Origin of the sequence: Serratia sarumanii (assembly GCF_029962605.1) — a bacterium.
Taxonomy (GTDB): domain Bacteria; phylum Pseudomonadota; class Gammaproteobacteria; order Enterobacterales; family Enterobacteriaceae; genus Serratia; species Serratia sarumanii.
The window spans coordinates 3008936-3024411 of record NZ_CP124750.1; the positions used below are offsets into that span (position 1 = coordinate 3008936).

18 protein-coding genes are annotated in these 15476 nt (G+C 62.2%); 5 read left to right on the forward strand and 13 right to left on the reverse strand.

The features are described from left to right. Positions 1-33: 33 nt before the first annotated feature. From flgK to flgB, 10 genes are all read right to left on the reverse strand, one after another. On the reverse strand, positions 34-1683 hold the full coding sequence (gene flgK, locus SSARUM_RS14310; RefSeq protein ID WP_060425883.1) for a flagellar hook-associated protein FlgK: 1650 nt from the start codon (positions 1681-1683) through the stop codon (positions 34-36). Between the two features lie 284 nt (positions 1684-1967). Continuing rightward, positions 1968-2912 (reverse strand): flagellar assembly peptidoglycan hydrolase FlgJ, encoded by a 945-nt coding sequence (flgJ, locus tag SSARUM_RS14315; protein WP_060430212.1) that lies wholly within the window; start codon positions 2910-2912, stop codon positions 1968-1970. Further along, positions 2912-4012 (reverse strand): flagellar basal body P-ring protein FlgI, encoded by a 1101-nt coding sequence (locus SSARUM_RS14320; protein WP_004934816.1) that lies wholly within the window; start codon positions 4010-4012, stop codon positions 2912-2914. The genes flgJ and SSARUM_RS14320 overlap by 1 nt, the downstream gene beginning before the upstream one ends. A gap of 10 nt (positions 4013-4022) precedes the next feature. Next, positions 4023-4724 carry a flagellar basal body L-ring protein FlgH gene (gene flgH / locus SSARUM_RS14325; RefSeq protein WP_060387921.1) on the reverse strand — a complete coding sequence of 234 codons (702 nt, stop codon included), beginning with the start codon at positions 4722-4724 and terminating at the stop codon, positions 4023-4025. 83 nt (positions 4725-4807) lie between these two features. Further along, entirely contained in the window at positions 4808-5590 is a 783-nt protein-coding gene (flgG, locus tag SSARUM_RS14330) for a flagellar basal-body rod protein FlgG (protein ID WP_004934819.1), read from the reverse strand. Between the two features lie 18 nt (positions 5591-5608). After that, entirely contained in the window at positions 5609-6364 is a 756-nt protein-coding gene (locus tag SSARUM_RS14335) for a flagellar basal body rod protein FlgF (protein WP_033647783.1), read from the reverse strand. A gap of 12 nt (positions 6365-6376) precedes the next feature. Then, positions 6377-7600 (reverse strand): flagellar hook protein FlgE, encoded by a 1224-nt coding sequence (gene flgE / locus SSARUM_RS14340; RefSeq protein WP_033634993.1) that lies wholly within the window; start codon positions 7598-7600, stop codon positions 6377-6379. A 54-nt stretch (positions 7601-7654) separates the two neighbouring features. Continuing rightward, complete coding sequence (gene flgD / locus SSARUM_RS14345) at positions 7655-8332, reverse strand: flagellar hook assembly protein FlgD (RefSeq protein ID WP_033634994.1); 678 nt, start codon at positions 8330-8332, stop codon at positions 7655-7657. 12 nt (positions 8333-8344) lie between these two features. Further along, entirely contained in the window at positions 8345-8749 is a 405-nt protein-coding gene (gene flgC / locus SSARUM_RS14350) for a flagellar basal body rod protein FlgC (protein WP_004934826.1), read from the reverse strand. Positions 8750-8754: 5 nt separating this feature from the next. Then, positions 8755-9168 carry a flagellar basal body rod protein FlgB gene (flgB, locus tag SSARUM_RS14355; protein ID WP_033634995.1) on the reverse strand — a complete coding sequence of 138 codons (414 nt, stop codon included), beginning with the start codon at positions 9166-9168 and terminating at the stop codon, positions 8755-8757. A 160-nt stretch (positions 9169-9328) separates the two neighbouring features. Between flgB and flgA the strand changes: the two genes are divergently transcribed. The 5 genes from flgA (at position 9329) to SSARUM_RS14380 (ending at position 11799) form a co-directional block, all read left to right on the forward strand. Beyond that, positions 9329-9982, forward strand: a complete 654-nt coding sequence (gene flgA / locus SSARUM_RS14360) for a flagellar basal body P-ring formation chaperone FlgA (RefSeq protein ID WP_033647785.1) — start codon at positions 9329-9331, stop codon at positions 9980-9982. Between the two features lie 129 nt (positions 9983-10111). Then, entirely contained in the window at positions 10112-10423 is a 312-nt protein-coding gene (gene flgM / locus SSARUM_RS14365) for a flagellar biosynthesis anti-sigma factor FlgM (RefSeq protein ID WP_033647786.1), read from the forward strand. Between the two features lie 40 nt (positions 10424-10463). Next, complete coding sequence (locus SSARUM_RS14370) at positions 10464-10898, forward strand: flagella synthesis protein FlgN (protein WP_060430214.1); 435 nt, start codon at positions 10464-10466, stop codon at positions 10896-10898. A 230-nt stretch (positions 10899-11128) separates the two neighbouring features. After that, positions 11129-11500: a type II toxin-antitoxin system RelE/ParE family toxin gene (locus SSARUM_RS14375; protein WP_033647787.1), complete on the forward strand. Its 372-nt coding sequence runs from the start codon at positions 11129-11131 to the stop codon at positions 11498-11500. Beyond that, positions 11497-11799: a helix-turn-helix domain-containing protein gene (locus SSARUM_RS14380; RefSeq protein WP_033632742.1), complete on the forward strand. Its 303-nt coding sequence runs from the start codon at positions 11497-11499 to the stop codon at positions 11797-11799. Before SSARUM_RS14375 ends, SSARUM_RS14380 begins: the two co-directional genes overlap by 4 nt. 2 nt (positions 11800-11801) lie before the next feature. Here the strand turns inward: SSARUM_RS14380 and SSARUM_RS14385 are convergent, their stop codons facing one another. The 3 genes from SSARUM_RS14385 to flhB are packed head-to-tail and all read right to left on the reverse strand — an operon-like array spanning position 11802 to position 15428. Further along, positions 11802-12206: a flagellar protein FlhE gene (locus SSARUM_RS14385; protein ID WP_060430216.1), complete on the reverse strand. Its 405-nt coding sequence runs from the start codon at positions 12204-12206 to the stop codon at positions 11802-11804. Beyond that, a complete protein-coding gene (gene flhA / locus SSARUM_RS14390; protein ID WP_033647789.1) occupies positions 12206-14284 on the reverse strand; it encodes a flagellar biosynthesis protein FlhA in 2079 nt (692 codons plus the stop codon). Before flhA ends, SSARUM_RS14385 begins: the two co-directional genes overlap by 1 nt. Next, positions 14277-15428 (reverse strand): flagellar biosynthesis protein FlhB, encoded by a 1152-nt coding sequence (gene flhB, locus SSARUM_RS14395; protein ID WP_015378261.1) that lies wholly within the window; start codon positions 15426-15428, stop codon positions 14277-14279. The genes flhA and flhB overlap by 8 nt, the downstream gene beginning before the upstream one ends. Between the last annotated feature and the right edge of the window lie 48 nt (positions 15429-15476).

A 15476-nucleotide genomic window follows, 5' to 3' on the forward strand; every position in this document is an offset into this window, starting at 1 on the left:
CGGCGCCGTTATCAGCGCCGGTTAACAATGAAATCAACGAATATTCAGCAGCGCGTCGAACAGCGAGCTGGCGGTCTGGATCACCTGCGCGTTGGCCATGTAGTACTGCTGGAAACGCAGCAGCTCGCCGTACTCTTCGTCAAGGTTAACGCCGGACATCGACTGCTGTTGCGCGCCCAGCTGCGTCACGATCTTGGCCTGCGAAGTGGCGATGGCCTTGGCGGCAGCGGTCTGGTTACCGACGCCGCTGACGATGCCGGCGTAAGCGCCGCTCAAGGTCGCCTTGCCGTCCACCAGGTTTTTGGTCTGCAGATCCAGCAGCTTCTTGGCGTTTTCGTTATCGCCTCGGCCGCTGTCGTCTTTACCGGCGGCGGCGATCTTGGACGAATCGGTGATGGCCACTTTCAGGTTGCCCGCCACGTCGCTGACCGGCTTCACGGTGAAGCTGTCTTTAGCCTGCGCATTGCCGTCGATGCTCACTTCCAGCCCATCGAAGTTCAGCGTCGGTTTGCCATCGGCGCTGGTGCCCGGCGTGGCGTTGACTTTCACGTTGTCCGGCAGGCGGCTGACCTGCCAGTTGCTGCCGTCGAACTCGACGCGATAATCGTTGGCCTTCACCTTGCCGGTGTCGGTGTAAGCGACCGACAGCGACGCGTCGCCGGTGTTGCGGGTGTTATCCACCACCCGGCCGCCGCTGAAGCTGAAGAAGTCGCCGCCTGCGTCGCCGTTCAGGTCGAAACCGGCGCGATGCTGCTGGTTAAAGCTGTCCGCCATCGCCAACGCCAACTGGCCCAGCTGATTGCGCACGCCGTCCAGCGTCTCGCTGCGGAATTTCAGCACGCCACTCAGGCTGCCGCTGGTGATCTGGCCTTCCGGCACTTCGCTGGCGCCATTGCCGCGGTTATAACCGATGGTCAGGCGGGAAGGATCGCTGCTGGAAGGCATCGCCTCCACCTGATAAGTGTTGCTGCCCTGCACCAGGGTCAAACCGTTGGCGAAGGAGACGGTATAAGCGTCGCCATCCTGCTGCGTGACCTGCACGCCCACCAGCTGATTCAACTCGGTAACCAGCTGATCGCGCTGATCCAGCAACGCATTCGGCTCGCCGCCGGCGCTGCCGCGCAAACGGGTGATCTCGTCGTTCAGCTTGGCGATCTGTTGGCCGTAGCTGTTGATCTGCTGCGCCGTATCGCTGATCTGCTGATTGACGCCGTTGTCCATGTCGCGCAGGAATTTGTCGGTGTTGTTGAACTGGTTCACCAGGCCGTTGGCCTTGCCCAACACCGTCTGGCGCGCGGCGTCGTCACCGGCGTTGCTCACCAGGTTCTGCAGGTTGGTGAAGAAATCCTGCATGTTGGTCGACAGCGGGTTGGTTTTGCTCGCCAGCAGGTTGTCTATCTGCGAAATCTTCTCGTAATAGGCGTTTTGCGCCCCGAAGGCGCTTTGCGCACCGCGCAGCTGGTTGGTGATGAACTGGTTGTACTCGCGGTTGACGCTGGTGACGGTCACGCCGTTGCCGATAAAGCCGCTCATGGTGGCCATGCCGCCGTTCTGCGCCAGGATCGCGGTCTGGCGGTTATAGCCCGCCACGTTGTAGTTGGAGATGTTGTTGCTGACGGTACTGAGCGCCACCTGAGCCGCATTCAGCCCGCTCATCGCGGTATTGATTAAGCTATTGGACATCGGGATTCCTTATGCTGCGGCGCCGGTGGCCCACAGGATTCTAATTGAGCTGCTGAGCCTGTTCGCTCAGCCTGTCTCGGTTATCGGCAAAAATGAGAAGAACTTGAGGAAAAAAAGCGGCAATGCGGTCAGCATCCAGCCAGCCTTCATTACCGCCTACCCCCTCAATAATTGGCGTCGCAGCAAGGCGACAAGCAAGGGCGTCCCCGGGAGCCTGGTTAAGCCAAGTGACCGGGGCGAACTTGTGCAGTCAACGCCGCTGCGGCGTCAAGCCTGACGGGGATTTAGAACAAATCTTTCAAATCGTGGGTATACGCTTTGACCGCCTGTTCCCCTGCGTTCTTCATCTGCTGAATCACGCTGACCAGTTTGCTGGCGTACTGCGGGTCGGTGGCGTAGCCGGCGCGTTGCAGCGCATGCGCCGCCTGCTCCGGGCTGCGCGCGGCGGCCACGTCGGCGTAGCGCGGGTTGTTGGTCAGCAGTTTGACGTAATCAGCGATCGCTTCGACATACGAACCGTAAACGCGGAACTTCGCCTTCACCTTCTTCGCCGCGCCCTGTTCGAACTCGGTGGTGGTGATCTCCGTCACCGGCCCGTTCCAGCTGCCGCCGGCCTTGATGCCGAACAGGTTGTAGCTCGGCGTGCCGTCTGAGGTCGTGATCTCGCGCTGCCCCCAGCCGGACTCCAGCGCCGCCTGCGCGACGATCAGCTGATGCGGAATGCCGCTCTGCTGGCTGGCCACCTTCGCCGGTATCGACAGGCGAGCGACGAAGTTGCCGTTGTTGAGCGACAGCGGCGCGGCGGCCGGCGGAGCTTTCGGCATCGCGCGGCGCACCATCTGCTCCAGCGCCTGGTTCGGCAGCGTTTGCAGCACCTCGTTATCCAGCGCCATCGGCGACAGGCCCGCCGTTTCGCTCGGCACCGTGTTGGCGTTGCTCATCTGCTTGACCATCATGTCCGCCAGCCCCAGCCCTTTTTGCGACATCTGCTGGGCGATTTGCTGGTCGTACATCGAGGTGTAGAGCCGCGTTTGATCGCTGCTCAATACCCCGTCCTGCGGCAAGGCGGAACGCATGCTTTTCAGCATCATCTGCACGAACATGCCTTCCACCTGCTGGGCCACCTGCTTGAGGTTGCCCTGCGGGTCGGCCGCCGCGTCGCGCTTGAGGCCGTTCAGCGCCTGGGCGTCATAGGCCGCGCCCGACATCGCCATCAGATCGCCGGCCATCAGATGATTTCCAGCTTGGCGCGCAGGCAGCCGGCGCTCTGCATCGCCTGCAGGATCGACATCAGGTCGATCGGCGTGGCACCCAGCGCGTTCAGCGCGCGGATCACGTTGTTCAGGTTGGCGCTGGCGTTCACTTTCTGCAGCGATCCGCCCTGCTGTTGCACCGAGATCTGGGTGTTTGGCGTCACCACCGTCTGGCCGCCGCCGAACGGCGTCGTCGGCTGGCTGACGGTGTTCTGCCGATCGACCACCACCGACAGATTACCCTGGGCGACGGCGCAAGAGTCGAGGATCACATCGCGGTTCATCACCACCGAACCGGTGCGCGAGTTGATGATCACTTTGGCGTCCATCGCGCCGACGTTGACGGTAATGTTTTGAATCTCCGCCAGGAAGCGCACCTGAGAGCTGTTGCCCTGCGGCACCAGCACCTGGATCGTGCGGGCGTCGAGCGGCGTCGCGGTGCCGCCGCCGCGTTGGCGGTTGATGGCGTCGCTGATCTGCTGCGCCAGCGTGAAATCTTCGTCGTTCAGCTGCAGGTTGAGAACGCCGCCGCTGCCGAAGGTGGTCGGCAGCTCACGCTCGATGGTGGCGCCGTTGCTGATGCGCCCGCCCGCCAGCTGGTTGACCTGCACGCTGCTGCCGCCGGCCGCCGCGCCCGCGCCGCCGACCAGCACGTTGCCCTGCGCCAGCGCATAAACCTGGTTATCCACGCCTTTGAGCGGCGTCATCAGCAGGGTGCCGCCACGCAGGCTCTTGGCGTTGCCCATCGAAGAAACCACCACGTCGATATTCTGCCCGGCGCGCGAGAACGGCGGCAGTTTGGCGGTCACCATCACCGCCGCCACGTTTTTCAGCTGCATGTTGGTGCCCGGCGGCACGGTGATGCCCAGCTGCGACAGCATGTTGCTCAGGCTTTGGGTGGTGAACGGCGTCTGCATGGTCTGGTCGCCGGAGCCGTCCAGCCCCACCACCAGGCCGTAGCCGATCAGGGCGTTGTCTCGCACGCCCTGCACCGTCACCAGATCGCGGATGCGCTCCGCCGCCGCCGGCAAGCACACCAGCCCGACGCACAGCGCGATAAACCATTTTTTCAGCATCAGTCAATCCTTAGAACGGTGAAACATTTAAGAAGAAGCGCTGCAGCCAGCCCATGGTCTGCGCTTCGTTGATATAGCCATTGCCGACGTATTCGATACGCGCGTCCGCCACCTGCGTCGAGGTCACCGAGTTGTTGCCGCTGATGGTGCGCGGGTTGACGACGCCGGAGAAGCGGATGAATTCCGTGCCCTGGTTGATGGCGATCTGCTTTTCCCCCACCACGTGCAGATTGCCGTTGGCCAGCACCTGGTTGACCGTCACCGTAATGGTGCCGTTGAAGGTGTTGTTGGCGTTGGCGCCGCCCTTGCCGCCGAAGGTGCTGTCGCCGGAAATGTCCATATCGGCGCGCGCATTGCCCAGCAGGCCGTCAAGGTAACGCGGCGAGGTGGCGACGCCGAACTTGCTGGCGCCGTTGCGGCTGGCGTTGGCGGAGGAGCTTTTGCTGGCGCTGACGTTTTCCTGCAGCACGATGGTCAGGGTATCGCCGACGTTGCGCGGACGGCGGTCTTCGAACAGCGGCTGGTAGCCGTAGTTCATCGGCTGCACCGTCTGGAAGATCGAGCCGTTCGGCATCGGCGCACTGGCCGGCGCCGGTTGCGCCGTGGTCGCGCCGTCCACCAGCGGTTTGTGCGGGATATAGGCGCAGCCGCTCAGCGTCAGCATCACCATGCTCGCCAGCCAGCGTTGTCCCTGCCGCGGCAGGATTGCCATCGAATATGTGGTTACCACGGGTATCGCCTTTGTTTCACGAAAGAGAATGACGGGCGCGGCAAGCCGGGCCCGTCAATGACAGATTACAGTTGCGTCAGCTTTTGCAGCATCTGATCGGAGGTCGATACCGCTTTGCTGTTGATCTCGTACGCGCGCTGAGTCTGGATCATGTTGACCAGCTCTTCCGCCACGTTGACGTTGGAGGTTTCCACGTAACCCTGATACAGCAAACCGGCGCCGTTCAGCCCCGGGGTGCTCTCGTTCGGCGCACCCGAGCTTTCGGTTTCCTGGTACAGATTCTCGCCCACGCTCTCCAGACCGCTGTCGTTGACGAACGTGGTCAGCGTCAGTTGGCCCACCTGCTGGGCGGCGGTTTGCCCCTGCTGGGTGACGCTGACGATGCCGTCGCGGCCGACGGTGATGGACAGCGCGTTAGCCGGAATGGTGATCGCCGGCTGCACCTGGAAACCGCTGGAGGTCACCAGTTGGCCGTTCTGATCGATCTGGAACGACCCGTCGCGGGTATAGGCCTGGGTGCCGTCCGGCAGCATCACCTGGAAGAAACCCTGCCCCTTGATGGCGACGTCTTTGCTGTTGTTGGTCTGCGACAGATTGCCCTGGCTGTGCAGACGCTCGGTCGCCACCGGACGCACGCCGGTGCCGATCTGCAGGCCGGAAGGCAGCGTGGTCTGCTCGGAGGACTGCGCCCCCGGCTGACGCATGGTCTGGTACAGCAGATCTTCAAATACCGCACGCTGGCGTTTGAAGCCGTTGGTGCTGACGTTCGCCAGGTTGTTGGCGATCACGTCCATGTTGGTCTGCTGCGCGTCCAGACCGGTTTTGGCAATCCATAAGGATGGAATCATCGGTTATTTCCTTGCTGCTTAACTCAATGAGAGCAGTGAGTTGGCACGCTGTTCGTTTTCATCCACGCTGTGGATGACCTTCATTTGCATTTCAAAACGGCGGGCGTTGGCGATCATGTCGACCATGGTCTCCATCGGCTTGACGTTGCTGCCCTCCAGCACGCCCGGCATCACCCGCACCTGCGGATCGTTTTGCAACTGATTGCCGCGCTGCTGTTGGGTTTCCGGCGTCAGGCGGAACAGCCCGTCGTCACCGCGCATCACTTCGCGCGCATCGGCCTTCACCAGCTTCAGGCGGCCGATCTGCGCGATGGTGTTCGGCGGATCGCCGGCGTTCAGCGCCGAAATGGTGCCGTCGGCCGCGATGGTGATCTCCGCCGACGGCGGCACCTCGATCGGGCCGCCGTCGCCCATCACCGGCAGCCCCTGCACCGTCAACTGCCCGGTGGAGGAGATCTGAATGTTGCCGTTGCGGGTATAGGCTTCACCGCCGCCCGGCAGGCTCACCGCCAGGAAACCGTCCTGCTGCAGCGCCACGTCCAGCGGGCGCGCGGTGTAGTTAAGCGCCCCCTGGCTCATGTCGGCGCCCGGCGTCGACGCGGTCACCAAGGTGCGCGTCGCCAGGCTCGGCCCGTCGACCGGCACCGCGCGCAATGCGGCGAGCTGGGCGCGAAAGCCCGGCGTCGACGCGTTGGCCAGGTTGTTGGCGGTAATGGACTGCTGCTCCAGCGTTTGGCGCGCCGCGCCCATCGCGGTATAAATCGCGTGATCCATGACTCGGCCCTATTAGCGCAGGCTAACCAGCGTCTGCAGGATGGAGTCCTGCGTCTTGATGGTCTGGGCGTTGGACTGGTAGTTACGCTGCGCGACGATCATGTTCACCAGCTCCTGGCTCAGATCGACGTTGGAAGATTCCAGCGCGCCGCTGGTCAGCTTACCGAAGCCGCCACCGCCCGACAGACCGACGCGCGGCTGACCGGACGCGCCGGTTTCCTGCCAAACGTTATCGCCCTGCGACGCCAGCCCTTCCGGGTTGGAGAAGTTGGCCATGACGATCTGGCCCAGCACCTGGGTCTGCTGGTTGGAGTAGATGCCCACGACGGTGCCGTCGTTGTTGATTTGGAAGTTGGTGTATTCACCGGCGGCATAGCCGTCCTGCGCCACTTTGCTCACCGAGTCGCTGCCCACGTTCTGCTGCATGCTGCCGGCGAAGCTCAGGGTGAAGTTTTGCGCCGGTGCGCCGTCTTTGGCAGTCATCGGGATCACCATGCTGAACTCGCCCGGCGCGCCGTTGGTGCTGGTGGTTTTCACCAGGTTGCCGCTGGTGCTGAACTCCATGGTGCCGGCGTTCACTGGCGCGGCGCTGCCATCCTGGGTATAGACCTGCCACTTGTTGTCGTCGGTCTTGACGAAGTAGGCGTTGATGTTGTGCGCGTTGCCCAGCGAGTCGTAAGCGGTGATGGTGTTAACGTAGTTGTAGCTGTCCTGTTTGGTCGGATCGAAGGTCTTGTTCTCCGGCACCTTATGGGTGGACTTCAGGTTGGTCACCATCTCGCCGGAAGTGGACGCCTTGGCATTCATCATGCCTTCAGGAATGCTCAGCGGCACCGGGTTGGCGCCCTGCTGGATGGTCGGCGGGGAACCGGCCGCCGGATAACCGGTCAGCTGCAGGCCCTGCATGTTGGTCAGGTTACGGTTCTCGTCCAGCTTGAACTGGCCGTTGCGGGTATAGAAGATGCCGCCGTCTTTATCCTGCATGCGGAAGAAGCCGTTGCCGTTGATGGCGATATCCAGCGCACGGCTGGTGCCGGTGGTGGTGCCGCCCTTGAAGTTCTGGGTGATGCCGGACACCTTGACGCCCAGCCCAACCTGCGAACCGGCGAACATGTCGGCGAAGGAGACGCTGCCGGATTTGAAGCCCGCGGTCGCGGAGTTGGCGATGTTGTTACCGATCACGTCCAGATTGGTTGCTGCCGCGTTCAAGCCGCTGACTGCCTGAGAAAAGGCCATGTTATTCTCCGAATAGTGGTCAGGCTATCGTCCGATTGAGCCTGATGCTTAGGGTTATAAGATCTGTCGCACGTCTTCCAGGGTGGCGTTGCCCGCCAGGCCGAGATCCAATTTGGCGCCGTTGCCGTCGCGGATCACGCCGTTGACCAGCCCGAAGTGCAGGCTGCGCGCCACCAGCTGCTCGCCGTTGCCTTTGGCGTTAACCGCCACTTTGTAGGCGCCGTCAGGCGCGGTGGTGCCGTCATCCAGCGAACCGTCCCAGGTGAAGGCGTGTACGCCGGCGGTCAGGCCGCCGATTTCGATGGTGCGCACCACCTGCCCGCTGGCGTTGGTGATGGTGGCGGTCACCTGATCGGCGGCGCGCTCCAGTTCCACGCCGAACGGCGTGGTGCTGACCTTGCCGTCCTTGCTGCCGACCAGAATGTTGTTGCCCGGCACCATTACGCCGTGACCGATCAGCGCAGTCGCCTGCAGCGACTGATTGCTGTTGATCTGGCCGGAGATCGACCCCAGCGTGGTGTTGAGCTTTTCGATGCCCTGAACGGTGTTGATCTGCGCCAGCTGCGAAGTCAGTTCGTTGTTCTGCATCGGATTGGTCGGATCCTGGTTTTTCAACTGCGCCACCAGCAGCGTCAGGAAGCTGTTGTGCAGATCCTGGCTGTTGGTATTTTTGCTGTTGTTACCGATGACGGTGTTGTCCAACGACTCGTTGGTGGTTGCGGCGATAGCCATGGGAACCTCCGGTTACTGACCCAGCGTCAGGGTTTTCATCATCATCGACTTGGTGGTGTTGAGCACCTCGACGTTGGCCTGGTAGCTGCGGGAAGCGGAGATGGTGTTGACCATTTCCCCCACCACGTCGACGTTCGGCATGCGCACGTAGCCCTTGGCGTCCGCCAGCGGGTTGCCCGGCTGATACACCAGACGTTCGGGCGCCGGATCGTCCACCACCTGGGCGACGCGCACGCCGCCGGTCGGCTGCCCGGGCGCCGCCGCGACCTGGAACACCACCTGCTTGGCGCGGTAAGGCTCGCCGTCCGGGCCAGTCACGCTGTCGGCGTTGGCCATGTTGCTGGCGCTGACGTTCATGCGCTGGGATTGCGCCGATAGCGCCGAGCCGGAGATATCAAAAATGTTCAGTAAAGACATGCGCCTTATCCTTGTTGCAGCACGGACATCATCCCTTTGATCTGCCCGTTGAGCAGCGTCAGGTCGGTCTGATATTTCAGGCTGTTATCGGCAAAGTTGGTGCGTTCGCGATCCATGTCCACCGTGTTGCCGTCCATCGATGGCTGGTCCGGCACCCGGTACAACAGATCGAGCTGCGGCGGCTGCAGGGTCTGCGCCGGGATGTGGCGCGCCGCCGTCAGGTTCAGCGACATGCCGTTGCCGTTGACTCGCCCTTGTTCCAGCACTTTGTTCAATTGGCTGGCGAAATCGATATCCCGCGCCTGATAACCCGGCGTATCTGCGTTGGCGATATTGGCGGCCAGAATTTCCTGCCGCTGGGCGCGCAAGTTCAGCGCCTCTTGGCCAAAGCGCAGAGCCGCGTCCAGTTTGTCGAGCATGCTCCCTCCGCGAGGTTAGAATTTGGAGTCGACAGCATAAACGCCCCCTGCGCCACCCTATCGCGGGAATAAACGCAAAATGGGGCGCTATTTATCTGCTTAGCCTGCGCGCGCTGCGGGTACACTTACGCGTATCCCGATGAGGCTTGAGAAGATGACGATGAAAGGTAAAATGCTGCTGCTTATCGGCCTGCTGTGCAGTCTGAACGCGCGCGCCGACGATCTGGCGACGCAAATCGAAAGCTTCATCCAAGGCAAGTTCAGCGGCGAACCGGTGCAGGTGAAAGTGCGGGTGCGCACGCCGCCGGCCCAGTGGCCCGCCTGCGAACTGCCGCAGCTGTCGCTGCCGCCCAACGCGCGGATCGGCGGCAACGTCAGCATTTCGGCGCGCTGTGGCCAGGAGCGGCGTTTTATCCAGACGCAGGTGCAGGTGTTCGGCCGCTATCTGGTTTCGGCGCGCGGCATCAGCGCCGGCAGCCGGTTGACCGCGGCGGATCTGACGTTGAAAGAAGGCCGGCTCGATACCCTGCCGCCGCGCGCGCTGACCGAAGCGGGCAAAGCGTTGGGCGCCGTCAGCCTGCGCAACATCAGCCCCGGCCAACCGCTGACCCTCGCCATGCTGCGCCGGGCCTGGATTATCAAGGCCGGGCAATCGGTACAGGTCAACGCGCAGGGCGAAGGATTCAACATCAGCGGTGCGGGCAAGGCGATGAACAACGCCGCCGCCGAAGACAGCGTGCGGGTGCGCATGGCGTCCGGGCAGATCGTCAGCGGCGTGGTCGGAGACGACGGCGCGATCCGCATTACGTTATAAAAAAGTAAAGGTTCCGCAAACCTTGCCGATAAGACAAATCAAGCAGCATTTTATCGGCCAGCAGGGCCGCAACACTTTCATTGCAGCGTCGTCGCCCGAGAGCGGTCACGGCGTAAACGGAGATGGACCATGAGTATCGATCGCACCCAGCGGTTACAGCCGGTTTCCACTGTGCAACCGCGTGAAACCCCGGCCGACAACCCGCTCCAACCGCGTAAGACCGCCGTGGCCGAAACGGCCGTCAGCGGCACGCAGGTCAAGCTGAGCGAGGCGCAGGCGCGCCTGATGCAGCCGGGCACCCAGGATATCGATATGGGCCGGGTCGAGGCCATCAAGCAGGCGATCCGCAGCGGCGAACTGAAGATGGACGCCGGCAAAATCGCCGACGCGCTGCTGCAAGACGCGCAGAGCGACATTCAATGGATCGCCGGGCGCGACTGACGGCGCGGCGGCGAGTAGCGGTAAAGGATAAGTCATCACTATGGAAAACCTGGCACAACTGCTGGATAAACTGTTGGAAACGCTGCAGGCGCTCAATGGCGTGCTGGAGGAAGAGCACGACTTGCTGTGTTCCGGCCAGTTGCCCGGCGTGGCGCTGCAGCGCGTAACCGATGCCAAAAGCCAGCTGCTGGCGACGGTCGCCTACCTCGAGCAACAGCGCCTGGGGCAGGAAAGAGCCTGCGGGCAACGCGCGCCCTACGCCAGCCATGCGCCCCTGGCCGATCGCTGGCAACGCGTTCAACTGCTGAGCCAAACGCTGCGCGAAAAGAATCAGCACAATGGCCTGCTGCTCAATCAGCAGATCGACCATAACGCTCAGGCGCTGGCGATCCTGAGCAAGAACAATAAATCGCTGTATGGCCCGGACGGCCAGTCGCACGCCGGCAGCCTGCTCGGCAGAAAAATCGGCGTCTGACCTGACTCATTTCGCCCGGTGAACGCACCGCCGGGCGCGGGTTTCCCCGGTTATGCGCAGCCTCTCGCAATTTCTTCTTACCGCTTTCTGAATTCCCTTAACGCTATGCGCCAGGCTGCGCAGAACGGATATTTTCCTGTTCCCCATCACTCCCTATTTCGTCATCTTAGCTCGGTCGTTAAACATCTTGATCTGTACCCATAAAGGGTATATTTTCACACGGAGAGTGAATGACCGACATTTATCTCACAAAAGCCTTCCAGACATTTGCCGGCGACGAACGCATCAGTGACGCCACGATAGTGAAAGCGGCGCGAGAGATGCAAAATCAGTTGTACGACGCCAATCTCGGTGGTTGCGTTTACAAAAAACGCATCGCCCGGATGGGGAGTGGAAAACGGCGCGGGTATCGGGTCTTAATCGCAACGGCAGATGAAGGCAGGATCTTTTTCATGTATGGCTTTGCCAAAAACGAAAGAGACAACATCAATCAGGATGAGTTAATTTCCTGGCGGCATTTGGCGGCGCTGTATCTGGATTATTCACCATTCAGACTGTATCAGCTGGTCAACTGCGGGGAATTAATAAGGTTACAACTATGAGCAAGATGCTGAAATCGATCCACCAGGAAGTTCAGGGCCTGCACCGCGCCGGTTTCGTCGACGACGTGACCATGCGCACCTTCGACATGCTGTGCCTGCGGCCGGTAAAACAGTTCGGGCCGGCCGAGATCCGCGCATTGCGCGAACGCGAAAACGTCAGTCAGCCGGTGTTTGCGCTGTATCTCAACGTCAGCAAAAAGGCGGTGCAGAAATGGGAGCGCGGCGAAGCGCAACCGAACTCCGCCGCGATGAAGCTGTTGACGCTGGTGGAACGCAACGGCCTGCAAATTCTGGCCTGATCCTACTGATAATTGACGATCACCTGATTGCCAATCACCCGCAGCGGCGGGTTCAGCCCGCCTTGCGACTGCACGTAATAGACAAAGCGCAATTCCGCATTGGCCGGTTCGCCCTGCAAACCGTTGCTGCTGCCGCTGCCGCCGCCGAGCGCAATGCAACGGTTTACCGTGCAGAGCTGGGCCTGCAGCCCGGCCGGCTCCGGCCCCAGCAAACGGTAGCGCCAGCTGACGCGGGTGATGCGCGCATTGGCGTCCGGCAGCGCGTTCGGCGGCCGCAAACCGGCGGACTCATCGCGCATGCCGCCCTGTTCCAACGTCACGCCCGCCCCTTCGGCCACCCAAGAGCCGGACACCGCGCCGGCAGTCAACGGGGCCAGCAAACACAGCACGAACAGACAGCGTTTCATCAGGCGGCTCCGATGGTCGAGGTCATGCGAATCTGGCGATCGTCGTTGATCTCGAGGTTGGACAGCACCACGAGCTGCGGCAGGCTGCGACGCAGGAAGCGCGCCAGTAAAGGCCGCAGCGCATGGTTAACCAACAGCACCGGCGGCGCGCTGAGCATCTCTTGCCGCTGCAGCGCCTGGCGCGCCTGTTCCAGCAGGCGATCGGCCAGCCCCGGCTCCAGACCGCCGCCGCCCTGCAACGCCTGCAGCAACAGACGCTCCAGTTGGGTATCCAGACCGATGACCTGAATCTCGCCGTTGCCCGGGAACCACTGCTGCGTGATCGCCCGGCCCAGCGCCACCCGCACCACGGTGGTCAGTTCATAAGGATCGCTCTGCGCCGGAGCGTGCTCCGCCAACGTTTCGACAATGGTGCGCATATCGCGGATAGAGACGCGCTCGGCCAGCAGGTTTTGCAGCACCTTGTGCAGCGTGGTCAGTGATACCACGCCCGGCACGAAGTCTTCGGTCAGCTTCGGCATCTCCTGCGACACGCGATCCAGCAACTGTTGGGTTTCCTGGCGGCCAAACAGCTCGCTGGCGAACTGGCCGATCAGGTGATTGAGGTGTGTCGCCACCACGGTGCTGGCTTCCACCACGGTAAAGCCCTGGATCTGCGCCTGCTCGCGCAAGGCACTGTCGATCCACACCGCCTCGAGCCCAAAGGCCGGATCGACGGTTTTGTCTCCCGCCAGCTCGCCCACGGCATTGCCGGGGTTGATCGCCAGCCAGCGGCCCGGCTGCGCTTCACCGCTGCCGATTTCGACGCCTTTCATCAGGATGCGGTAGCTGGCAGGCGGCAGTTCCAGGTTGTCGCGAATGTGTACCACCGGCGGCAGATAACCCATGTCCTGCGCGAATTTCTTGCGGATCCCGCGGATACGGCCCAGCAGCTCGCCGTTCTGTTGAAAATCGACCATCGGAATCAGCCGATAGCCTACTTCCATCCCCAGCGGATCTTCCAACTGCACGTCGGCCCAGCTGGCTTCGGCGGCCTGCGGGTTGTCCGGCACCACTGGCTCTTCAACCGCTCTCGGCGCCTGTTGTTCACGGCCGCGCAGCCACCAGGCCAAGCCCAGCAAAGCGGCGGTAAACAGCAGGAACACCAGGTTCGGCATGCCCGGCACCAGGCCCAACAGCCCGAGCACCCCGGCGCTCAACAGCATCACGCGCGGATTGTTGAACAGCTGGCCCACCATCTGCTCGCCGACGTCCTGATCGGTCGCGACGCGGGTGACGATAACGCCGGCGGCGGTGGAGATCACCAGCGCCGGGATCTGCGCCACCAGGCCGTCGCCGATGGTCAGCAGCGTATAGCTTTCCGCCGCCGCCCCCAGCTCCATGCCGTGTTGCACCACGCCGACCAACAGGCCGCCGACCACGTTCAGCACCATGATCATCAGGCCGGCGATGGCGTCGCCGCGCACGAATTTACTGGCGCCGTCCATCGAGCCGTAGAAATCGGCCTCCTGGGTGACTTCGGCGCGGCGTTTCTTCGCTTCGTCCTCGCCGATCAACCCGGCGTTCAGGTCTGCGTCGATCGCCATCTGCTTACCCGGCATGCCGTCCAGCACGAAGCGCGCGCCCACTTCGGCGATACGCCCCGCCCCCTTGGTGATCACCATAAAGTTGATCAACACCAGGATGATGAACACCACGATACCGATGGCGAAGTTGCCGCCCACCAGGAAGTGGCCGAAGGCCTCCACCACACGGCCGGCGGCGGCGGAACCGGTGTGCCCTTCCAGCAGGATGATGCGCGTCGACGCGACGTTGAGCGACAAACGCAGCAGCGTGGAGAACAGCAGAATGGTCGGGAAGGCGGCGAATTCGAGCGTGCGCTGGGTGAACATCGCCACCAGCAGCACCATGATCGACAGCGCGATGTTGAAGGTAAACAGCAGGTCGAGGATAAACGCCGGCAACGGCAGCACCATCATCGACAGGATCAGCAGGATCAACACCGGGCCGGCCAACACCTGCCACTGCGTATCTTTAAAATTGCCCGGCAAACGAAGCAGGGAGGCCAAATTAGCCATCAGAGTCACTCTCTTTTGCAAAATCCAGTGCTTCCGGCACCGGTAAACGTTCAGGTTTTTTCGGGATCAAGCCGCCCTCGCGCCGCCAGCGGCGCAGTTGGTACACCCAGGCCAGCACTTCGGCGACCGCGGCATACAGGGTGGCCGGAATATGTTGCCCAATCTCGCTGTGTCGATATAGCGCACGCGCCAGCGGCGGCGCTTCCAGCATCGGGATGCGGTGTTCCGCGCCGAGCTCGCGGATGCGCAAGGCGATTTCACCGGCGCCCTTGGCCAGCACTTTCGGCGCACTCATTTTTTTATCGTTGTACTGCAACGCGACGGCGTAGTGCGTCGGGTTGGTGACGATCACGTCCGCCTTGGGCACATCGGCCATCATGCGGCGCCGGGCGATCGCCCGCTGCTGCTGACGAATGCGCCCCTTGACGTGCGGATCCCCTTCCTGATCCTTGAATTCGTCGCGAATATCCTGCTTGGTCATCTTCAGCTTTTTGAAGTGGCTCCACAGCTGGTAGAACACGTCGAACGCCACCATCGGCGTCAATCCCAGCACCACCAGAAAACCGCAGAACAGAATCATCTGCAGCGCATTGCCCAGCGCGTCGAGCGGCTGCTGGGTCATCAGATGCAGCATCGCCGCCCAGTTGTGCCACAGATAAAGACCGGTCACCCAGCCGACCAGCGTCGCTTTCAGGATCCCTTTCAGCAGCTCGGCCAGCACCTGGCTGGAAAAGATGCGCTTCAACCCGGACAACGGGTTCAGCCGTTTCAAGTCGAACTTGATCGACTTGCCGCTGAACAGGATGCCCCCCAACAGCATCGGCGCGGCGAGCGCCACCAGCACCAGCCCCGCCATGATTGGCAACAGCGCCAGCACCGCCTGGCGCAGCAACATGCCCAGCTGGCGCAGCATCTGTTTATCGTTGCTGACCATGCCGTGGTCGAAGTTCAAGCCCTGCGTGAGCATCGCCGCCAGCTGTTGCGCCATGTTGCTGCCGGACATCAGGATGATCGCCAGGCCCGAGAGCAGCATCAGTACCGAGGTCAGTTCGCGGGAACGCGGGATCTGGCCGTCTTCACGCGCCTTCTCCAGCCTATGGGGCGTGGGGGCCTCGCTTTTTTCCAGATCGCTGTCTTCAGCCACGAAACGCCGTTCCTGTGTCGGGAGGGTAAAGAATGGCGGTCAGCATGC